Source organism: Burkholderia humptydooensis, from assembly GCF_001513745.1.
Classification (GTDB): domain Bacteria; phylum Pseudomonadota; class Gammaproteobacteria; order Burkholderiales; family Burkholderiaceae; genus Burkholderia; species Burkholderia humptydooensis.
In genome coordinates this window covers 1,667,181-1,687,937 of the sequence record NZ_CP013380.1, presented here as the reverse complement: position 1 = coordinate 1,687,937, position 20,757 = coordinate 1,667,181, and the positions used below count along the sequence as shown (strand labels likewise).

The window sequence follows — 20,757 nt, the reverse complement described above, 5'->3', positions numbered from 1 at the left end:
GCCCGCCCGGGCCTGCGTTTAAGCGGCGTTTAAGCGAACCGGTGGTGTAATATCCGCCGACGCGAGCCGCCTCGCACCGCGGCGAGGCATCGCCCGCGATGCGCGATGCGCGCATCGTTCATCACTTACGGAGGAATCCATGTCGCTTTTCGACTCTATTTCGCGCACGATCAAAGGTCTGCTGAACGACGCGGCGGACTCGGTGCAGGACCCGTCGCGCGACGCGCGGCAGATCGTGCGGGAGCTCGACGACAGCATCGGCCGCGCGGAAAACTCGCTGATCGAGATCGAGGCGCAGGTCGCGACGCAACGCAGCAAGCGCGACGCCGCCGACGAGCGCGCGAAGAAGTACGAGGACGGCGCGAAGCGCGCGCTGCAATCGGGCGACGAAGCCCTCGCGCGCGAAGCGCTCGCCGCGCAGGCGAACGCCGAGGCCGAGCGCGACGCGCTCGCCCGCGAGCTCGAGACGCTCGAGCCGTCGGTCGACAAGCTCAAAGGCCAGATCGCCGACATGCGCGCGCGCCGCAACGATCTGAACGCGCGCTCGAACATCCTGCAGGCGAAGCAGGAAATCGCGCAGGCGAAGGACGTCGCGGCCACCGCGCTCGGCGGGATCGGCGGCAAGAACCTGTCCGAGGACTTCCAGAAGCTCGAGGACAAGGTCGCGCTGTCGAACGCGCGTTCGGACGCGCGCCTGAACTCGGCCGATACGAACAGCGGCCGCGCGCTCGACGACAAGCTCGCGGCGCTGAACAAGGGGCCGTCCGTCGAGGACCGCCTCGAAGCGCTGAAAAAGCAACTGAACACGCCGGCGCAGTAACGGCGGCTCCGCCAGCCGGCGCTTCGCAGCCGCGGCGGCGGGCGCGTTCGCTTCGCTCCGCCGCCGCGCCGCGAACATCCGCAAGGAGACGGGCCGAGCGCCCGAACCGATCATGAAAAAGCTTCTCGCAGCCGTCGGATTGTCGCTACTCCTCGTGTCGGCCGCCGCGAACGCGGCAGTGCCGTCGCTGCAACAAATCCAGCAGTCGATCGCGCAAGGCAACTGGCAGCGCGCCGACGCGCAGCTCTCGCAGGTGATCGACGCATATCCGGACAACGCGCGCGCCCGCTATCTGTACGGCCAGGTGCTCGACCGCGAGGGCCGCCCTGCCGACGCGCTCGCGCAGATCGAGCGCGCGAAGTCGCTCGATCCGCAACTGCGCTTCACCGATCCGTCACGCTTCGCGCAGACGGAAGCGCGCGTGCGCGCCGATGCGCGCCGCGTGGCGGCCGCGCAGACGTCGCGCTCGGCGACCTCGGGCGGCATGCTCACCGCGCCGCAGGCCCAGGCCCAGGCCCAGGCCCAATCCCAATCGCAATCGCAATTCGCCGCGGCACCCGCCGCGCCCGTGCACCGCGGTCCGTCGGCGGGCATGTGGATCGGCCTCGCGGTGCTGATCGGCGCGATCGTGCTCGTGCTGCGCAGAACGCTGCGCCGCGCGCGCTCGGCCGACGATCAGCGCGCCGATGACGAACGTCGCGCGCAACTGAAGCGCGCAACCGACATCCTCAACGACGTGCGCCCGCTCAAGCTCGACGCGCGGCTGTCGACGGCGCCCGGCGCCGCCGCGCTCAACGGCGAGATCGAGGCGCTCGAAGCGCAGGCGCGCGAGCTCGTCGAAACGCTGTCGAACGGCAAGAACCCGGTGCCGCCGTACCGGCTCGACGAGCTGGAGAAGCAGTTCGCGAGCCTGAAGGCGCGCGTCGAGGGCCGCCCCGATCCGAACGCGGCCGCGGCCGCAGCAGGCGCCCCCGGCCAAACGGGCTCGGTATTTGCTCAGGAGGCCGATCGGTTGACGGGCGCGCAAGGCCAGCCGCCCTGCTCGCCGTATCCGCCGCAGCCGCAACAGCAGCCGCCCGTCGTGATCCAGCAAGGCGGCGGCTTCGGCGGCGGCATGGGCGGTTTGCTCACGGGCGTGCTGCTCGGTCAGGCGATGTCGCATGGCCGCGACCGCGTGATCGAGCGCGAAGTGATCGTCGACGACGAAGCGCGGCGCCGCGCAGGCGCCGATCCGGGCATCGACTTCGGCCAGGGCGACAGTTGGGACAGCGGCGGCTCGGACGGCGGCGGAAGCGTCGATCTCGGCAGCAGTGGCGACGATTGGAGCAGCAACGGTTGACGATGCGCCGCGGAAACGACGGAATGGGCCGGAAACGGCCCATTTTTTTTTGCGCGCCCCTTTGTCAAGATTTTTCAGATGAACTATCGATAAAGGATCGGGTTCGTTATGATGACGGCCATCAATGTGCCGTAACGAATCGTTGCGCCACGCGCCAATTCACTTTCGACAGGAGCAAGCCGCCCATGAGCATCATCAAGGAATTCAAGGAATTTGCCGTCAAGGGCAACGTCATGGATCTCGCCATCGGCGTGATCATCGGCGGAGCGTTTTCGAAGATCGTCGATTCGGTGGTGAAGGATCTCATCATGCCCGTCATCGGCGTGCTGACGGGGGGCCTGGATTTCTCGAACAAATTCGTGCTGCTCGGCCAGATTCCCGCGTCGTTCAAGGGCAATCCGGAATCGTTCAAGGATCTGCAGGCGGCGGGCGTCGCCACGTTCGGCTACGGCTCGTTCATCACCGTGCTGATCAACTTCATCATCCTCGCGTTCATCATCTTCCTGATGGTCAAGTTCATCAACAAGCTGCGCAAGCCGGAAGAAGCCGCGCCCGCCGCGACGCCCGAAGACGTGCTGCTGCTGCGCGAGATTCGCGATTCGCTGAAGCAGCGCTGAACGCACGCGCCGCACGATCGCCACGAAGCCCGCCGCGCGCGGGCTTTTTTTCGTCGTCCGGACGGTTTCCGGCGGTGCGGCGCGCGCAAGGCAGAGAATACCCGCATCATTTTTTGCGACGTTCTGACGCACGCGCGGCGCTACCGGGTCTATGATGGAGACTCAACGACAGTGCAGGCGCAGAAGCGCTGGCTTTGGCGATCGTAGGCTCTCCCCGGTTCGGTCGACGCACGGCAAAACGCATCGGCGAACTTCGTGAAGCCGGCATTTTCGTATGCTATAAAAGATCGACATGCGGCGCGCATAGCCGGGAGTGGGTCGCATGAGGATGCCGCATTTCTTGCAATTGTTTTTGAGGCGAGTGTTTATGTCCTTCCCGAAAAAACGCCGACGCGCGCAACCGGACGGCCAGGAATCGTTCCTCGCAGTGCTGCGCCATGCGAAGCCGTTCGCCCAGCTCGACACGAAGATCGCGCGCGCGCGCGCGCAGGACGAGCCCGTGCTCTACGCGCACGTGCTGCCCGGCCTCGACGTCCTGCTCTGCAGTGTTCGCGGCGCGCAGCCGCCGTATCCCGCGATCGCCGAGCTGCGCAAGCGTTGCATCGAATCGATTGCCAATGCGCTCGAGCAGCCGCTCGACGGGCTCGAAAACGGCGGCTACTGGTACGAGGCGAACGGATTCGGCTTCCTCGTGTTCGCGAGCCGCGCCCGCGCGCGCATCCTGCCCGAATTTGGTGCGGGCGTGAAAGCCGGGCTGCGCAGCGGAATCGGACAGCCGAACGCCGGCGATACCACGCCTCGCTCGCTGTAATTCTCGCCATCATGAAACGGGCCGTTTGAAACGGCCCGTTCTTCATTCACGCCGCCGTCGCGCGGCGGCATGCGCGTTTTTCGGCGTATCTTTCGGCGCGTTGCCGGAGAGATCTGCACGCGCCGCCGCGACGCCAGCGCATAAACATCCACCCGTCACTCGCCTCGCTTCGCCTGCGGCCGCACGATGTCGATGAACGCCGCGAAATCGGCTTGCGCAAGCCCCATCGCCGCGCCGAGCCGCAGCACCTGCTGCACGGCCGCCGCAACAGGCATCACCGCGCCCGTATCGCGCGCCGCATCGGCGATTGCGTCGACATCCTTCTGAAACGTCCTCAGCGCGCCGATCGACGGATGGCCCGTGCCCGTCATCCGCGGCACGAACGTCTGCAGCAGCACCGAATCCGCCCAGCCGCCCGCGAGCGCTTCGGCCAGGCGCGCCGCGTCGATGCCGCTCGCCTGCGCGAGCCCCACCGCTTCGGCGATCGCCGTGACGGTCGCCGTCACGATCGCCTGATTGCACAGCTTCGCCGTCTGCCCCGCTCCCGCATCGCCGAGATGCGTGACGCGCGATGCGTAAGCGCCGATCAGCGCGCGCACCGCATCGACATCCGCTTGCGGGCCGCCCGCCATCACCGCGAGCGTGCCCGCCTCCGCGCCCGGCACGCCGCCCGACACCGGCGCGTCGACCCAGCTCGCGCCGAGCGCCGCCGCGCGCGCCGCATACGCGCGCGTCGCCGCGGGCGGAATGCTCGAATGATCGACGATGCGCCGCGCGCGACGCGCGGCGGCATCGCCCGCGAGCACGCCGGATGCGCCGAACACGACGTCGCCGACCGCTTGCGCATCGAGCACGCACAGCATCACCGTCTCCGCGCGCGCGGCGAGTTCGGCCGGCGTGTCGACGACCTGCGCGCCGTGCACGGCGAGCGCGTCGGCTTTCGCGCGCGTGCGGTTCCATACGTGCACCCGATGGCCCGCCGACAGCAGATGCCGGATCATCGGCGCGCCCATCAACCCCGGCCCACAGAATCCTACGTCCACATCTTCCCCTTTCCTCTCGTTCGAATACCGATTGAAGTTGCCGCCCATCATACCTATCACTCAAGAAGGCATGCGCGGGAACGCCTGATGCGCGCGTCTTGCCCGCTGAACCGAACGTCGAACGACTCACCGGAGAACATCATGAACGACCACGTCTACAAGCTGCTCGAACTCACCGGCTCGTCGCGCCAGTCGAGCGACGACGCGATTCGCAACGCGATCGCCAAGGCGGCGAAGACCGTGCGCAATCTGCACTGGTTCGAAGTCACCGACACGCGCGGACACATCGAAGGCGATCAAGTGATTCACTGGCAAGTGACGCTGAAGGTCGGATTGCGGATCGAGGACTGAACGGGCCCGGCGGGACCGATCGGCTGCGCCGCGCGCGACGCGCGGGCATCAAACGAACGTTTGGAACGCTCGTTCGCGCGGGACGCGACGATCGCCCCGCGACGCGCGCGGAACGTGCGTCGGGCGGCGTATCGTCCGGTCCGCCTCTCAGGCGCGCGATGATACCTGACGCATCGCGCGACATCGGCTCGGCGCTACCGATGGGGCCGACCTGCCGTTACCGTTTCGGTCTCCTTTGCACGTCGACATGTCGTTCCTTTTTTCGTCACTCGCCCCGCCGCTCGTTTCACCGTCTTTCTTGCCGTCCCCTTTACCTCCTTTTCAGCCGCCTTCGCACGGTTGCACCGCAAGCTCGCCGCCGGCGTCCGCATCGCCCGCCCGTCGCGGATCATCCCCCGCCGCGCGCGGCGATTCGAATGCGTCACGCTTGACGCTCCTTTATGTCCATATTAAAAACCATATACCCCCAGCCCCCATCGATCAGCCCGGACATATAAACGGAGAGAGCATGAGCCAGCAACGCGAGGCGATCGACACGTATCTATTGCGCGTCCTGCACACTTTGCTGATGGAGCGCAGCGTGACGCGCGCGGCCGTCAAGCTGAACCAGTCGCAACCGGCGATCAGCGCCGCGCTGCGCCGCCTGCGCGACATCACGGGCGATCCGCTCCTCGTGCGCGGCAAGTCCGGGATGGTGCCGACCGAGTACGGCCTGCGCCTGCTCGAGCCCGTGCAGAACGCGCTGCGCGAAATCGAACGGATCAAGTTCCAGCAGCACAACTTCGATCCGGCGACGTCGATCCGCTGCTACCGGATCGGCTGCCCGGACTATCTGAACGTGCTGTTCGTGCCGACCGTCGTCGAGCGCTTCCGCCAGGCCGCGCCGAACGCGACGCTCGAGTTCCATTCGCTCGGCCCCGCGTTCGACTACGAGCTCGCGCTCGAGGACGGCAAGCTCGACATCGTCGTCGGCAACTGGCCGGAGCCGCCCGAGCAATTGCACCTGTCGAACCTGTTCGTCGACGAGATCGTCTGCCTGATGAGTAACACGCATCCGTTCGCCAAGCGCGGCGGCCTCACGCTCGACCAATACCTGAACGCGCCGCATCTCGCGCCGACGCCGTACTCGGTCGGGCAGCGCGGCGCGATCGACGTCCATCTCGCGCGCGAGCGCCTGAAGCGCCACGTCGTCGTCACGCTGCCGTACTTCAATCTCGCGCCTTACGTGCTCGTGAAGTCGGATCTGATCTTCACGACGACGCGGCTCTTCGCCGATCACTACGCGAAGTTCCTGCCGCTGTCGGTCGTGCCCGCGCCGCTCGATTTCCCGCCGATGCAGTATTACCAGCTCTGGCATGAGCGCTGCCACTACTCGGACGAGGTGCGCTGGCTGCGCGGTCTCGTCGCCGAGGCGACCCGCACGCTGATCGAGGTGTAAGAACGCGCGGCGCGGGTCACGGCGCTTGATGCGCGTCACGCCGTCGGCGGCGATGTCGGCGACGCGATCGGCCGACGCGCAAGCCGTGCCGCTCAGCGCGCCGCCTCGCCAAGCGCCCGCGCAAGCGCGTTGTGTCGCTCGACGAGCGGCTCGATCTCGAGCGTCGACAGCCGCCCTTCCCGCACGACGACGCGTCCGTTGACGACGCTGTACGCCGCCTGCGACGGCGCGCAGAACACGAGCGCCGCGACGGGATCGTGCAACGCGCCCGCGAACTGCGGTGTGCGCAAGTCGAACGCGACGAAATCCGCCGCCATGCCGGGCGCGAGCGCGCCGATGTCGTCGCGGTTCAGCACGCGCGCGCCGCCGAGCGTCGCGATCTCGAGCGCATCGCGCGCGGTCATCGCGTCGGGGCCGAATCCGACGCGCTGCAGCAGCAGCGCCTGCCGCATCTCGGCGACCATCTGCGCGCCGTCGTTCGACGCGGAGCCGTCGACGCCGAGTCCGACCGGCACGCCCGCAAGCCGCATCCGCCGCACGGGCGCGATCCCGGACGCGAGCCGCATGTTCGAGCACGGACAATGCGCAACGCCCGTGCCGGTGCGCGCGAAGCGCGCGATGCCCGGCTCGTCGAGCTGCACGCAGTGCGCATGCCACACGTCGCGCCCGAGCCAGCCGAGATCCTCCGCATATTCGGCGGGCGTCATCCCGAACTTCTCGCGGCTGTACACGACATCGTTCACATTCTCCGCAAGGTGCGTGTGCAGCGACACGCGGTACGCGCGCGCGAGCGCCGCCGCGTCGCGCATCAGGCCCCGGCTCACCGAGAACGGCGAGCACGGCGCGACGACGACCCGCAGCATCGCGTAGCGGCCTTCGTCATGGTAGGTCTCGATCACGCGCTGCGTATCGCGCAGGATGTCCGGCTCGCGCTCGACGACCGAGTCGGGCGGCAGCCCGCCGTCGCGCTGCCCGACGCTCATGCTGCCGCGGCTCGCGTGAAAGCGCATGCCGATGCGCTGCGCGGCCGCGATGCTGTCGTCGAGCCGGCTGCCGTTCGGATAGATGTACAGATGATCGCTCGACGTCGTGCAGCCGGACAGCAGCAGCTCGGCCATCGCGGTCAGCGCCGATACCTCGATCATCTCCGGCGTCAGATGCGCCCAGACCCGGTACAGGCTCGTGAGCCAGCCGAACAGCTCGGCGTTCTGCGCGGCGGGAATCGCGCGCGTGAGGCTCTGATACATATGATGATGCGTGTTGACGAGCCCCGGGATCACGAGATGGCCGCGCAGATCAAGCACTTCGTCCGCGTGCGCGGGCAGCTCGGCGCTCGGGCCGACCGCGACGATCCGGTTGTCCTCGACATAGAGGCCCGCATCGCGCAGCTCGCGGCGCGCGCCGTCCATCGTCACGAGCACGTCGGCGTGCCTGACGGCGAGCGTCCTCGGCCGATTTTGGGAAAGGGACTGCGCGCCGGCGCGCGCGCTCGGGTGTCGTTCCATCGTCGTTCGATCTCCGTGTCGTTGCGCCACCGAAGCGGCCTCGCTGCTCGAATGTCCGAACGCTCGAACGCGACGCTCGGCACGCACCGCGCCGCCGCGTCCGTTCGAACGCCCTGGCCCGGTTACCCGGCGTGCCCGCCGTCTTCGGGGTGCGCGAGCGCGATTCCGACGGATCGGCACGCTCGCCCGCACGGGCCAAGCATCGTCGAACGCGCGGCGCGGCGCAAGCTTCGTCGCGCGCATGATCGTCTTCACGCCGGCGATATGTTCGGCTACCGCTGGCGACGGCGGCGACGCGCATGGACGCGCGCTCATGCGGCGCGCATTATCTTCGTTATCGCTCACGGTTTGCCCTCCGAACCTTTTTACAATGGCTGCACGGCGCTCGCTTCGATCCGCCGACGGGTATGTAGCCACTGACGTGGAGCCTCGATCCGCCGCAGCATCAACGGATCGAGCCGCCGCCGATCCTCGCGACTACACAAGGACTCATGCGAATGGGAAAGCTCACTACCCACGTACTCGACACCGCGTACGGCCGCCCCGGCGCCGCGATCAAGATCGAGCTCCATGCGATCTCGGGCGACGGCAGCCGGCTGCTGAAGACCGCGCTCACCAATGACGACGGCCGCTGCGACGCGCCGCTCCTCGAAGGCGACGCGCTCGCGGCCGGCACCTACGAACTCGTGTTCCACGCGGGCGACTACTTCGCCGCGCAAGGCGTCGCGCTGCCGGAGCCGCGCTTCGTCGATCTCGTCGTGCTGCGCTTCGGCGTGGCCGATCCCGCCGCGCACTATCACGTGCCGCTTCTCGTGTCGCCGTGGTCGTACAGCACCTATCGCGGCAGTTGACCGCGCATCGCTGCCCGCACACGACAACGATCGACTCAGGAGGAGTTTCATGGAAGGCTTCATCACCGACTGGCTGAATCTCGCGATCCGCTGGCTGCACGTCGTCGCCGCGATCGCGTGGATCGGCGAGTCGTTCTATTTCGTCGCGCTCGACAACAGCCTGAAGCCGCCGAAGGACGCGCAGTTGAAATCGCGCGGCGTGTTCGGCGAGCTGTGGCACGTGCACGGCGGCGGCTTCTATAACATGCAGAAGTACCTCGTCGCGCCGCCCGAGATGCCCGAGGATCTGCACTGGTCGAAGTGGCCGTCGTACACGACGTGGATGTCCGGCTTCGGCCTCTTCTTCGTGCTGTACCTGCTCGCGCCGAACACGTACCTGATCGACCGGAACATGCTCGACATGGGGCCCATCGTCGCGGTCTCGTCCGCGCTCGGCTTTTTGCTCGCAGGCTGGATCGTCTACGACTGCGCGTGCCGCCTGCTCGGCAGCCGCGACAGGCTGCTCGGCGCGTTCGTCGGCCTGTATGTGATCGCGGCGGCGTACATCGCGTGCCACGTGTTCTCCGGCCGCGCCGCGTACCTGATCGTCGGCGCAATGCTCGCGACGATCATGACGGCCAACGTGTTCTTCGTGATCATCCCCGGCCAGCGCAAGATGGTCGACACGCTGCTCAAGGGCGAGACGCCCGACCCGATCTACGGCAAGCGCGGCAAGCAGCGCTCGGTGCACAACACGTACTTCACGCTGCCCGTCGTGTTCGCGATGCTGTCGAACCACTACGCGATGACGTATGCGAACCAGTACAACTGGATCGTGCTCGTCGTCATCATGCTCGCCGGCGCGCTGATCCGTCAGTTCTTCGTGATGCGGCATCGCGGCCAGCAGCTCTGGTATCTGCCGCTCGGCGGCGTCGCGCTGATGGTGCTCGCGCTCGTGACGACGATGCCCAAGCCGATCGCGCCCGAAGTGCAGGCGGCGAACGCCCCGAATGCGCCGAAGCCCGCAATCAGGGACATCGCGCCGATCCTGCAGCAGCGCTGCGTCGCGTGCCACTCGGCAAAACCGACGCTGATGGGCAGCGCGCCCGCCGGCGTGATGTTCGACACGCCCGACGAGATCGCGCGGAACGCGCCGCGGATCTATCAGCAGGCGGTGCAACTGAAAGCGATGCCGATCGGCAACGTCACGCACATGACGGATGACGAGCGAACGAAGATCGCCGCGTGGTTCGAGAGCGGTGCGGCGAAGTAAGCTGCCGCGTGCCGGTGCGCCGGCGCCATCCTCTCCGTTCGCGGGCCCGGAAACGGGCCCGTTTTTTTTGCGTGCGGCGGATGCGTGCGTCAGTCGCGCAAAGCGTCGCGCTGCAGCGCGACCAGTACGTCGAGCGCCCGCGCGCCGTCGACGAATGCAACGAAGATGTGGTCGTGAATGCGTACGCGCCCGGGTTCAGCTCGGGCTGCATCGTGCGCAACAGGATTGCGAGATCGCTTTCGGGCTGGCTCATCGGAAAGCGGGCGTCCGGGTCGGGCGCGAAGTGATGACGATCGACGCACGATACCACCCGCGATGAGCGCGGCTGCGGAACGCGGGCGATCTGCGACCGCGGCGAAGGTCTCGCCGCGGCCGGGTCAACCCGGGCGCTCAACCCGCCGAATAGCGCGGTGCGTAGCTCGCCTTGCGCGCGGCGAGCTGCGCTGCCCGCTCCGCCGGCGTGACGTAGCGCGTCGCCGCGGGCAGCACCGAGCGCAGCTCGGCCAGCTTCACGAGCGTCGCCCGCGCGGCCGGCGCAGCACCGCCCGACGTCGCTGGCAGCCGCTGCCAGCGCAGATTCAGGAAACCTTCGTGAATACCGACCGTATCGACCCAGTTATAGACGCCCGGATCGGTCGGCGACACGACGAACGTGAACGTGCCGTCCGGATTCGCGACCGCCTGGCTGTTGTTCAGCGACTGCGTGTGATTCACATAGTCGGTCGTGATCAGCCAGCGCCCGTATGCCGGTGCGATGAAGTATTTCGCGCCGCCGAGGTCGACCGTCACGACCAGCGCTTCGTCGTCGGCGATCCGGAATGCGCTGTACGTGGCCGCCTGCGTCGCCAGTCGTCCGGCCGTGCCGCCCAGCGACACGGCCGGAATCGTATTGACCGGCTGCGCATTCGCGAGTGCGTTGTAACTGGCGAACACGCTACCGCCGCTGGTCAGTTGCGCGGCCAGCGCGGCTACCATCGCGTCTCGGGTCGGCGCCGCCGCCGGCGATACGCCGGACACGCGCTCGACCGACAGGTCGTCGAATTGCTGCTCGCCCCATGCGGCGACGGTATCGCGAATGAAGAACGATGCGGCGGCCGGCTGCAACGAAACGTGATTGCCGGCGCCGTCTCCGGCGCCGCCATCGGCGGTGATCGCGAAGCGGCCGTCCGCGCTCACCTGCAGTTGATCGCCGGTCAGGTTCGCCAGCGTCGCGTGGCGGCTGTCCCACAGGCTGACGTTGGTATCGACCGGACCGTCGCGATGCACGGTGCCATGGATCACGTAACGCGCCGCCGGGTCGACGGGGAAGCTGCGATAGATCGTGTCCGGATTGTCGAACGTCGTGCGCGAGCCCGGCACGTCCATACCGAACCATGAGTGCGGCGCCGCGAGCCAGGAAATCACCTTCGGCGCGTTCAGATCCTGATTCGTGAGCGAGAGCGCGGTCGACATTGCCGATTCATCGACGGCGGTCTGCAGATACGCGAGCGATTCGTCCGGCACGCCGCCGACCGCCTGCGCCGCGGCCAGCCATTGCGCCTTCAGCGCGGCCTTCGCTTGCACGACCGCGGGTGCGGCCACCAGTTCGATCGCAAGCTTCTCCGCCGCGATCTGATCGGGCGTGGCGAGCGGGTTCGCGCCGCGCACCGCGCTCGTGCCGGTGTCGTTGCTGGCGACGATGCCGCCGTCGCCGCAGGCGGCGAGCACCAGCACGGCTGACGCCGCGGCTGCCGCGATCGTGATTCTTCGGTTCATGTTGGGATGTTCGTGGGACAGGATCGCGGGAAATTGACCTGCATCGATCGATAGATTGACGCGGCGGTCACGATACCGGATCCGTTCGTCGCGACGAACCAACAATACGGAATATGCAAAGTCCTTACGCAGTCGCCACGCCCCGATACGAAAAAAGCCCGCACATCGTTGCGCGGGCTTCCCGGGTCAAGCGGGGGGGTTTGCCGGATCAGGCCGTCAGCGCGTGCAGCGCCTCTTCGGTGAGCCACAGCGATTCCTGCAGATCCTGTTCATTGAGGTTCAACCCGTCGCCGCCGCGATCGACGACGATGAAGTCGCTCACCTCGCCGAACGCGATCAGCGGGTGGTGCCAGACGCCCTTCGCGTAGTTCACGCCCTGCCATCCGCTCGTCACGAACGCGCGAATCTTCGACGGATCGAGATCGCCCGCCGGCGCGACGACAACGATATAAGGCCGGTCCGTCAGCGGAATGAACGCCTGGCTGCCGAGCGGATGCCGCTCGAGCATCGTCACCTCGAACGGCAGCGCGCGCGGCTGTCCGCGAAACAGGTTCACGAGCGGCCGCCCGCCTTCGTCGGCGACGTCGATCTTCGCGAGATCGTGAAAGCGCATCGTCGTGCCGAGGTTGATCGGGATCTGCTTCGCGCCCGCCGTTTCGATGACGTCGCCGAACGGCGCGAACGCGGCGCGCGTCAACGGTTCGATCGCGAGCGTCTTCATTTGTCGAGCGTGCCCCATACGCGCAGACGCGACACGCCGCCGTCCGGAATGATGTTCAGCCGCACGTGCGTGACGGGCCCGAGCGCGGCGAGCTCGGCTTCGAAAGCGTGCTGCTTGTCCATCTGCAGCTTCTGCTCGCCGAGCAGCACCGGCCAGAACATCGCCTGCGTGACGAGCGAGCTGTCGGTGCCGCCCGTCACGCAGGCGGCCTGGACCGAGCAGCGGTCCGGATAGTTGCCCTTGAAATGCGCGGTATCGACTTCGATCCTGCGGATCACGCCCGGCCGCGCGAGCGCGATGATCGCCCAGTCGTTGCCCGGCTCGCGGCGGCGGCGCGTCTCCCAGCCGTCGCCCATGTTCACGCCGCGGCCCGGCAGCAGCACGTTCGACGCGAGGCCGAAGTGCTGGTTGTTCGCCGCGACGACGTAGCCGCCGTTCTCCATCGCCGCGAGATCGAACAGCTCGGATCGGCTCGCGCCCGCCCAATCGAGCTGCGGCTGGCCGTACACGCGCAGCCGCGCGATGCCGCCGTCCGGGTAGATGTTCACGCGCAGATGCGTGTACGCGTTCGCGTCATGCGCTTCGATGTAGTGATGGCTATTGCCCTGCAGCGTCGTCGACGGCACGATCTCGGCCCACTCCGTCACCTCGTTCAGCGCGCCTTCGGGCACGTGCGCGGCCTCGATCGACGCGGCCGGCGGGAAGTTGCCCGTGAAGTGGCTCGTATCGATGTCGAAGCCCTTGATCACGCCGGGCCGCGCGAGCTTCACGATGCACCAGTCGTAGCCCGTCGTGCGCTTGCGGCGCGTCTCCCAGCCGTCCATCCATTTGCCGTGATCGTCGTACTTGCCCGGGATGAACACGGCGGGCTCCGGATTCAGCATGCGCTCCTTCGGTGCGAAGAAATCGTCGCTCGCCTCAAGCGCCTGCGCGCCGAGACGCGGGTCGGCGAGATTCACGTAACGCCGCGTGAATTCGGGAGCATTCGGATCGAAAAGCGGAAGAGTCATCGTCTTGTCCTTGTCGTGGTGCGTGATACCTGATGCCTGATGAGTGGAAAACCGCCGCCGCGCGTCGTCGCGCGCGGACCTGGCGGGGGCCGCGCCGAACCGGACGAAGCGTTCAGCCGGCGCTCACGCGTCGATCAGATCGTCGAGCCGGAAACGCGCGATCCGATAGATCTGCCCGAGGCTCGCGCGCAGTTCCTCGTCGCGCGTATGGCCGACGCGCGCCTCGAAGTTCGCGATGATTCCGTGCCGGTCGTAGCCGCGCACCGCGAGGATGAACGGGAAGCCGAATTTCTCGCGATACGCGCGATTAAGCCGCTGCAGCTTGTCGAACTCCTCCTGCGTGCAGCGGTCGAGACCCGCGCCGCTCTGCTCGCGCGTCGATTCTGCGGTCAGCTCGCCGCGCACCGCCGCCTTGCCGGCAAGCTCCGGGTGCGCATTGACGAGCGCGAGCTGCCGCGCGTCGCCCGCGCCCTCGACCGCGTCCTTCATCGTCCTGTGCAATGCGCCGATGCTGGCGAAGGGCCGCGCGGCCGCCGCCGCCTCGGCGACCCACGGCGAATGCTCGAAGATCCCGGACAGCGCCGCGACGAACGCATCCGTCGACATCGCGTTCAACTGCGCGAGCGTGTAGTGCATCGCCTGCATCATGCGTTCCCCTCGCGCCGAGGTTGCGGCCGATACGGATGATGCTCGCGCCAGTGGCGCGCGATGTCGACGCGGCGCGCAACCCATACGCGATCGTGCCGCTCGACGTGATCGAGGAAGCGCTGCAGCGCGCGAAAGCGCCCCGGCCTGCCGAGCAGCCGGCAGTGCATGCCGATCGACATCATCTTCGGCGCCTCGTCGCCCTCCTCGTACAGCACGTCGAACGCGTCGCGCAGGTAGTGGAAGAAATGATCGGCTGTGTTGAAGCCCTGCGGCGTCGCGAAACGCATGTCGTTCGCATCGAGCGTGTACGGGACGATCAGTTGCGGCGCGCTCGCGCCGCCCGACACCTCGACGTCCATCCAGAACGGCAGGTCGTCGCCGTAATGATCGGAGTCGTACAAAAAGCCGCCGTACTCGGCGACGAGCCGATGCGTGTTCGGACTGTCGCGGCCCGTATACCAGCCGAGCGGGCGCACGCCCGTCACGCGCTCGATCGCTTCCATCCCGAGCTTCATGTGCTCGGCCTCGCGCTCGGGCGTCATGTCCTGATAGTGAATCCAGCGCCAGCCGTGACACGCGATCTCGTGGCCGAGCTCGACGAACGCGCGCGCGAGCTCCGGATGCCGCTCGATCGCCATGCCGACGCCGAACACCGTGAGCGGCAGCCCGCGCGTCTCGAACTCGCGCAGGATGCGCCACGCGCCCGCGCGCGAGCCGTATTCGTAGATCGATTCCATGCTCATGTGGCGCGCCGGATACGCGGCTGCGCCGACGATCTCGGACAGGAACTGCTCGGACGCGGGATCGCCGTGCAGCACGCAGTTTTCGCCGCCTTCCTCGTAATTGAGCACGAACTGCACCGCGACGCGCGCGCGGCCCGGCCAGTTCGCCTGCACCGGATATCGGCCGTAGCCGATCAGATCGCGTGGATAGTTGGGATCGAATGCCATGGTTGGGTGCGAAGTGATGCTCCGTCAGCGGGTTCGCCTCGGCCGCGCGATGCCCGGAAACCGGGGCTGCGCGGCCGATGCGACGGACGACCCAGTGTAGCGAAAACACCCCGGAGCGCCCATACGGGCACACGGATAATGCATGTCAGACGGAATGTATGTGCGGTTGCGGAAAAACGTCGGGAGACGGCGTGTCTTGCGTCGCCGCGACGGGCGCGAGCGCCCCGTCCGGGCTGAAGCGCGCGAACTCGCCGTCGTAGCGCTTCGCGAGCGGCCGCGCGAAATCGCCGCGCTTCGCGGTTGCGAGCTTCAGCGCGATCAGCGCCTCCGCCCATTTGACGGCGGCCGTCACGCCCTCGACGACGGGCGCGCCGATCGCCGCCTCGATCTCGTGCGCGAACTCGGCCATCCCCGCGCAGCCGAGCACGATCGCGTCCGCGCCATCCTCGTCGAGCGCGCGCCGGCATTCGTCGACGATCACGCGGCGCGCGGCCGAGCCGGGCCGGTCGAGATCGAGCACCGCGACATCGGTCGCGCGCACGTTGCGGCAGAACCGCTTCATCCCGTAACGCTCGGCGAGATGCCACGCCATCCCGCAAGTGCGCGCAAGCGTCGTCACGACCGAGAAGCCCGGCGCGAGCACGCTCGCCGCGTGCATCGCCGCCTCCGCGATGCCGATCACGGGCCCGCGCGCGAGCTCGCGCGCCGCGTACAGCCCCGGATCGCCGAAGCACGCGATCACGTAGCCGTCGAAGCCGTCGCGCTCGCCCGCCGCGACTTCGGCCAGAAGGCCGGGCGTCGCGAGCGCCTCGTCGTAATGGCCTTCGATCGAAGGCGGCCCCATCGCCGGGCTCACGGCGACGATCGCCGTGCCCGCCGACGCGACCTCGCGCGCGCAGCGGCCCATCGCGTCGGTCATCCGCTGCGTCGTGTTCGGATTGATCAGTTTTATTTTCATATGGACTCCGTCATGCTTTCGCAAGCGCGCGGTAGAACACACCGCCGAGCGCCGCGCCGATGAACCAAGAGAAGTTCGCGAGCCCGGACAGCGCGGGCGCCATCACGCACGCGACGGCGATCGCGGCCGCGGGCAGCAGCGCGGCGACCGCGCGCCGGTTCACGCCGTCGCGATACCAGTACGCGCCGTCGGTCGACGTCGTGTACAGATCGTCGCGCCGCAACGCGCCGCGCTTCACGAGATGGAAATCGACGATCAGCACGCCGTACAGCGGCCCGATGAAGCTGCCGAGCACGTCGAGCGTGTAATGGATCACCGCGGGATTGTTGAAGAGATTCCACGGCGTGATGAACACCGACGCGACCGCCGCGAGCATCCCGCCCGCGCGCCAGCTAATCAGGCGCGGCGCGACATTCGAGAAGTCGAACGCGGGCGACACGAAGTTCGCGACGATGTTGATGCCGATCGTCGCGATCGTGAAGGTCAGCGCGCCGAGAATCACCGCGGTCGGATGATCGATGCGGCCGACCGTCTCGACGGGATCGGTGATCAGTTGTCCGAACACCGGCAGCGTCGCGGCCGTCGTGATCACGGTGACGAGCGAGAACGCGAGGAAGTTGACGGGCAGCCCCCAGAAATTGCCGCGCTTCACGCTGCGATAGCTCCCGCAGTAGCGCGAAAAGTCGCCGAAGTTGAGCATCGGCCCGGAAAAATACGACACGACGAGCGAGATCGCCGTCACCATCACCGGGATCGCTGCGGCGCCGTGATACCTGACGCCGCCGAGATTGAGGCCGATATTGCGCCAGCCCGCGCGCCACACCATGTAGCCCGCGAGGACGAACATCACCACGTAGACCGCGGGACCGGCGAAATCGATGAACTTCTTGATCGTCTCCATGCCGTTCCAGAACACGAGCGCCTGCAGCACCCACAGCAGCATGAAGCCCGTCCAGCCGAGCGCCGACAGCCCGAGAAAGCCATAGCGATGCACGTCCGCATACGGCATCCATTGCGGAAAGAACTTGAGCACGACGATCACGAGCGCGCTCGACGCGAGATAAGTCTGGATGCCATACCATGCGATCGCGATGAGGCCGCGGATCACCGCGGGCACGTTCGCGCCGAGCACGCCGAACGTCGCGCGGCACGCAACCGGATACGGCACGCCGAGCTGCTGGCTCGGCTTCGCGATCAGGTTGCAGAGCACGTTGACGATCGAAATGCCGACGAGCAGCGCGACGAGCACCTGCCAGCTCGTCAGGCCGAGCGCGAACAGGCTGCCCGCGAACACGTAGCCGCCGACGCTGTGCACGTCGGACATCCAGAACGCGAAGATGTTGTATGCGCCCCAGCTCTGGTTCGCGAGCGGCGCGAGATCTTCGTTGTACAGACGTTTGCTGTAGCCGGCGGGCATCGCCGCGCCGTCGTCCGGATCGCCCGGGCGATCCTCGTTCGGCCGATACGACGCGCTTTGCTGCGCCACACTGAACTGAACCATGACATCTCCTTGCCTGCCGCGGACGAGCCGCGCGATCGTCATTGAAATCGCGGCTCGAACGTGGTCGCCCGATGCCGCCCTGGCGAGGCGTCCGCGTGCGCGGCCGCCCGGCATTTCGTCAGTTCAGTGAGCGCGTTCGGCGTGCGGCCGGGCCGTCAGCCCGGATGGCCGAACACCTCGCGCAGATCGACCGCGCCCTGCGCCGGCCGATCGAGCATCTTCAGTTCGACGTGCTGCAGGTGGCGCGCCATCAACTGCGCCGCGCGCTTCGCGTCGCCGGCTTCGAGCGCCGCGAGGATCTGCGCATGGTCGTCGAACGAGCACGGGCTGCGCCCGTGCGATTCATACAGCGCCGACATCAGCGTCGAGCGCGCGACGAGCCCGCCCAGGCAATCGCGCAGCACCGTGTTGCCGGTGAGCGCCGCAAGCTCGGTATGGAACTCGCCCGACAGCCGAATCCATGCCGGATAATCGCGCCGCTCGAATGCGTGGCGCTCCTTGTCGATCATCGCCGCGACGCCCTTCAGGCGCTTCGCGCCCGGTCCCGTCGCGAGCCGCTCCATCACCGCGAGCTCGACGATGCGCCGCATCTCGAACACTTCGTGCACGTCCTGCAGCGTCGGACTCGCGACAAACGCGCCGCGATTCGGCTCCAGATCGACGAGCCGATCGGTGGCGAGGAGCGCGAGCGCCTGCCGGATCGCGCCGCGCTTCACGCCGAACACTTCGCATAACTGCGCTTCCGTCAGCTTCGTGCCGGGCGCGAGCCGATGCTCGAGGATCGCGGTGCGGATCCGCTCGGCGATCGACTCGGGGCTCGCGCCCGTCAGCGCGGAATCTTTCTTCGTCATGTTTCGCATCTCGTTATGGACAGCATCGTAGGTTGGACATAAATATTGTCAACAATTTTGTTTTGCCATTTTGCACAATTCGAGTGATGCCGAGTGCTTCGCATCGGTGCCATCGCCCTGAATTGGTACATTCGACCAAGCTTCTGGCGCATTCGACCGCAGCCCTCGCCATCAAGCCTGTACTATTTTGTCGACAATTTTGCCTTTGTTTGGTGCCGCGCGACAGTTCGAGTGCTCGATGAGGGTTGATCGTTAGTTGCGCATATCGATGCAAAAAAAGGCGGTCTCCCGCCTTTTTCACTTCGCATCGGCTCGCGCTCCGCTCACGCCGCGAGATGTGGATAGTCGGACATCGTCAGCCTGAAGCCATGCTCGTTCGCGACGAGTTCCGTGCGCGCGCCGAACGGCAGCGTCAGCAGATCGGGCACATGGCCGAACTGCAACCCGGTGACGACAGGAATGCCGATCACGCCGCGCACCTGCTCGATCATCGTCTGCATGTCGTAGCCGTTGTCGTATTCGAACGGACGCGCGCCGGTGAACTGCCCGAGCACGAGCGCCTGCTGGCGCGCGAGAATGCCCGCGAAATGCAACTGATAGATCATCCGCTCGATCCGGAACGGCTGCTCGTTCACGTCCTCGACGAACAGGATTCCGCCTTCGATCTGCGGCATGTACGGCGTGCCGACGAGCGACGCGAGAATCGCGAGATTGCCGCCCCACAGCGTGCCCGACGCGTTGACGACCTGCGTCTGCGGCACGTCGGAGACGATCGTCGTCGTCGGCTGCGTGAGGGTCTGCCAGAAATGGGCGAGCGTGAACTCGCTCGGCGCCTGAGCGCCGAAATCGGCCGACAGCATCGGGCCGCCGAACGTCTGCACGCGCGCCTTCGCATAAAGCGCGAGCTGGATCGCGGTGAAATCGCTATGGCCGACCAGCGCGATCGGCTTGTCGCGCAGCCGCCTTTCGAGGCCCCGGTAGTCGAGCCCGTGCAGGATTCGCGCGGCGCCATAGCCGCCGCGCACCGCGAGGCCGATGTCGGGCAGCGGCAGCGACGGATCGGCGAGCCGGTTCAGGTCGCCTGCGCGCTCGCCGTCGGTGCCGGCGAAGCGCTGGTAGCGGCGTTGCGTCGCGTCGAGGTTCTCGATGCGATGCTGCTCGATGCTCAGGCGTTCGATCGCGCGATCGATCGCGGCCGGGTCGTGCGGATAACCGGAAGGGGCGAGCAGACGAATCGTGCGCGGCGTGCGGAACGTGGAAATCATGAATTCGCAGGAAGAGGATCGGACGTGTTTAGAGGCGTTCCGCGCCGCCCGGTTCATTCGTCGCGCGGCGGCGCGTCGGGCGTCTGTTGCGCGCGGCGGGCCTCGCGCATCGCCTGCCGCCGCTCCGCGAAGAACGACTTGAGCGCCGCGCCGCATTCGTCGGCGAGCACGCCGCCCTCGACCGTCGTGTGATGGTTCAGGCGCGCATCGGCGAACGCATCGACGACGCTGCCGCATGCGCCCGTCTTCGGGTCCGGCGCACCGAACACGACGCGCGCGATCCGCGCATGCATGATCGCGCCCGAGCACATCAGGCACGGCTCGAGCGTCACGTACAGCTCGCAGCCGGGCATCCGGTAATTGCGCAGCGCGCGCGCGGCGGCGCGCAGCGCGGCCATCTCGGCGTGGGCGGACGGATCGTGGCCGCCGATCGGATGGTTGAAGCCGCGTGCGATCACCTCGTCGCCGCGCACGATCACCGCGCCGACCGGCACTTCGCCCGCCGCGCGCGCCTCCTCGGCGGCGGCGAGCGCGATGCGCATGTAACGGCGGTCGCGCTCGGCGGCGGCGGACGGAAGCGGCGCTGGCGGTTCGTCGTCGAGTTCGTCGCCGGACGCGGGCGCGTCGGCGGGCCTCACATCACCCCCGCTTCGCCCTGCGCGTCGCCGAGCACGCGCTCGGACAGCCGCTCGGCGATGCGACGGCAGTATTCGCGCGGCACGACCATCGGGCCGCCGCGCAGCGATTCCAGTGCCATATCGAGCGCGAGCATCTTCGCTTGCAGACGGCAGCGGGTCGCGCGGTCGCTGACCGCGCGCAGCTCGTCCTGCAGATTGCGCAGCGCCCGCAGTTGCTCGACCGCGGGCGGCACGAAGCCCGCGTTCTTCAGGATCCGATTCGCGACGCGCACTTCTTCGGGGACGAGCAGATCGTCGTCCAGCTCCGTCGGCGCGCCGGCACCCGGCAAATCGTCGAACGCCCCCCGCGCGGCGGCGGCAGCGATACGTTGTTCGACTAGAGCGTCAAGCAGTTTCATCGGGGTTTCATGACAATGCGGCATGCGGATTTTAG

General features: G+C 67.4%; 21 protein-coding genes and 1 pseudogene. 8 read left to right on the top strand and 14 right to left on the bottom strand.

The window, feature by feature from the left end; translation table 11 throughout:
* The first annotated feature begins 139 nt into the window (after positions 1-139).
* From AQ610_RS07745 to AQ610_RS07730, 4 genes are all read left to right on the top strand, one after another.
* Positions 140-820: a PspA/IM30 family protein gene (locus AQ610_RS07745; protein WP_006026123.1), complete on the top strand. Its 681-nt coding sequence runs from the start codon at positions 140-142 to the stop codon at positions 818-820.
* Between the two features lie 112 nt (positions 821-932).
* The gene (locus AQ610_RS07740; RefSeq protein ID WP_006026122.1) at positions 933-2,159 is read left to right on the top strand and encodes a tetratricopeptide repeat protein; all 1,227 of its coding nucleotides are present in this window, start codon (positions 933-935) and stop codon (positions 2,157-2,159) included.
* Positions 2,160-2,344: 185 nt separating this feature from the next.
* Positions 2,345-2,776 carry a large conductance mechanosensitive channel protein MscL gene (gene mscL / locus AQ610_RS07735; protein ID WP_004192898.1) on the top strand — a complete coding sequence of 144 codons (432 nt, stop codon included), beginning with the start codon at positions 2,345-2,347 and terminating at the stop codon, positions 2,774-2,776.
* Between the two features lie 367 nt (positions 2,777-3,143).
* Positions 3,144-3,587, top strand: a complete 444-nt coding sequence (locus AQ610_RS07730) for a hypothetical protein (RefSeq protein WP_004191671.1) — start codon at positions 3,144-3,146, stop codon at positions 3,585-3,587.
* Between the two features lie 155 nt (positions 3,588-3,742).
* Here AQ610_RS07730 and AQ610_RS07725 read toward each other — a convergent pair whose 3' ends face one another.
* A complete protein-coding gene (locus tag AQ610_RS07725; RefSeq protein WP_043282428.1) occupies positions 3,743-4,681 on the bottom strand; it encodes an NAD(P)-dependent oxidoreductase in 939 nt (312 codons plus the stop codon).
* Positions 4,682-4,771: 90 nt separating this feature from the next.
* Between AQ610_RS07725 and AQ610_RS07720 the strand changes: the two genes are divergently transcribed.
* Both AQ610_RS07720 and AQ610_RS07715 read left to right on the top strand, forming a co-directional pair.
* Positions 4,772-4,981 (top strand): dodecin, encoded by a 210-nt coding sequence (locus tag AQ610_RS07720; RefSeq protein WP_009912804.1) that lies wholly within the window; start codon positions 4,772-4,774, stop codon positions 4,979-4,981.
* Positions 4,982-5,489: 508 nt separating this feature from the next.
* Positions 5,490-6,419 (top strand): LysR substrate-binding domain-containing protein, encoded by a 930-nt coding sequence (locus AQ610_RS07715; protein ID WP_006026119.1) that lies wholly within the window; start codon positions 5,490-5,492, stop codon positions 6,417-6,419.
* 92 nt (positions 6,420-6,511) lie between these two features.
* Here AQ610_RS07715 and AQ610_RS07710 read toward each other — a convergent pair whose 3' ends face one another.
* Entirely contained in the window at positions 6,512-7,924 is a 1,413-nt protein-coding gene (locus AQ610_RS07710; RefSeq protein WP_006026118.1) for an 8-oxoguanine deaminase, read from the bottom strand.
* 497 nt (positions 7,925-8,421) lie between these two features.
* On the opposite strand from AQ610_RS07710, the gene uraH reads away from it, so the two are divergent.
* Together uraH and AQ610_RS07700 are read left to right on the top strand one after the other, a co-directional pair.
* The gene (gene uraH / locus AQ610_RS07705) at positions 8,422-8,775 is read left to right on the top strand and encodes a hydroxyisourate hydrolase (protein WP_009912807.1); all 354 of its coding nucleotides are present in this window, start codon (positions 8,422-8,424) and stop codon (positions 8,773-8,775) included.
* Positions 8,776-8,824: 49 nt separating this feature from the next.
* Positions 8,825-10,027 carry a urate hydroxylase PuuD gene (locus AQ610_RS07700; protein WP_006026116.1) on the top strand — a complete coding sequence of 401 codons (1,203 nt, stop codon included), beginning with the start codon at positions 8,825-8,827 and terminating at the stop codon, positions 10,025-10,027.
* A 160-nt stretch (positions 10,028-10,187) separates the two neighbouring features.
* On the opposite strand, the pseudogene AQ610_RS38345 reads toward AQ610_RS07700, so the two are convergent.
* The 12 genes and pseudogenes from AQ610_RS38345 to AQ610_RS07640 all read right to left on the bottom strand — a co-directional run.
* A pseudogene (locus AQ610_RS38345) lies at positions 10,188-10,280 on the bottom strand (ACT domain-containing protein); the annotation flags it as partial.
* Between the two features lie 137 nt (positions 10,281-10,417).
* A complete protein-coding gene (locus AQ610_RS07690; RefSeq protein WP_006026115.1) occupies positions 10,418-11,782 on the bottom strand; it encodes a hypothetical protein in 1,365 nt (454 codons plus the stop codon).
* 208 nt (positions 11,783-11,990) lie between these two features.
* Positions 11,991-12,503: an ureidoglycolate lyase gene (locus AQ610_RS07685; protein ID WP_006026114.1), complete on the bottom strand. Its 513-nt coding sequence runs from the start codon at positions 12,501-12,503 to the stop codon at positions 11,991-11,993.
* Positions 12,500-13,513, bottom strand: a complete 1,014-nt coding sequence (alc, locus tag AQ610_RS07680) for an allantoicase (RefSeq protein ID WP_006026113.1) — start codon at positions 13,511-13,513, stop codon at positions 12,500-12,502. The genes AQ610_RS07685 and alc overlap by 4 nt, the downstream gene beginning before the upstream one ends.
* Positions 13,514-13,636: 123 nt before the next feature.
* Positions 13,637-14,158, bottom strand: a complete 522-nt coding sequence (uraD, locus tag AQ610_RS07675) for a 2-oxo-4-hydroxy-4-carboxy-5-ureidoimidazoline decarboxylase (RefSeq protein WP_043282504.1) — start codon at positions 14,156-14,158, stop codon at positions 13,637-13,639.
* Positions 14,158-15,111: an allantoinase PuuE gene (puuE, locus tag AQ610_RS07670; protein WP_009912811.1), complete on the bottom strand. Its 954-nt coding sequence runs from the start codon at positions 15,109-15,111 to the stop codon at positions 14,158-14,160. The genes uraD and puuE overlap by 1 nt, the downstream gene beginning before the upstream one ends.
* Before the next feature lie 145 nt (positions 15,112-15,256).
* Positions 15,257-16,069 carry an aspartate/glutamate racemase family protein gene (locus AQ610_RS07665; RefSeq protein ID WP_006026110.1) on the bottom strand — a complete coding sequence of 271 codons (813 nt, stop codon included), beginning with the start codon at positions 16,067-16,069 and terminating at the stop codon, positions 15,257-15,259.
* A gap of 10 nt (positions 16,070-16,079) precedes the next feature.
* Positions 16,080-17,570 (bottom strand): NCS1 family nucleobase:cation symporter-1, encoded by a 1,491-nt coding sequence (locus AQ610_RS07660; RefSeq protein WP_043282503.1) that lies wholly within the window; start codon positions 17,568-17,570, stop codon positions 16,080-16,082.
* 155 nt (positions 17,571-17,725) lie between these two features.
* Positions 17,726-18,421: a GntR family transcriptional regulator gene (locus tag AQ610_RS07655; protein WP_006026108.1), complete on the bottom strand. Its 696-nt coding sequence runs from the start codon at positions 18,419-18,421 to the stop codon at positions 17,726-17,728.
* Positions 18,422-18,744: 323 nt separating this feature from the next.
* Complete coding sequence (gene ldcA / locus AQ610_RS07650; protein WP_006026107.1) at positions 18,745-19,686, bottom strand: muramoyltetrapeptide carboxypeptidase; 942 nt, start codon at positions 19,684-19,686, stop codon at positions 18,745-18,747.
* 53 nt (positions 19,687-19,739) lie between these two features.
* The gene (gene tadA, locus AQ610_RS07645) at positions 19,740-20,324 is read right to left on the bottom strand and encodes a tRNA adenosine(34) deaminase TadA (RefSeq protein WP_006026106.1); all 585 of its coding nucleotides are present in this window, start codon (positions 20,322-20,324) and stop codon (positions 19,740-19,742) included.
* Positions 20,321-20,722, bottom strand: a complete 402-nt coding sequence (locus AQ610_RS07640) for a DnaJ family domain-containing protein (protein ID WP_006026105.1) — start codon at positions 20,720-20,722, stop codon at positions 20,321-20,323. The genes tadA and AQ610_RS07640 overlap by 4 nt, the downstream gene beginning before the upstream one ends.
* Positions 20,723-20,757 lie beyond the last annotated feature (35 nt).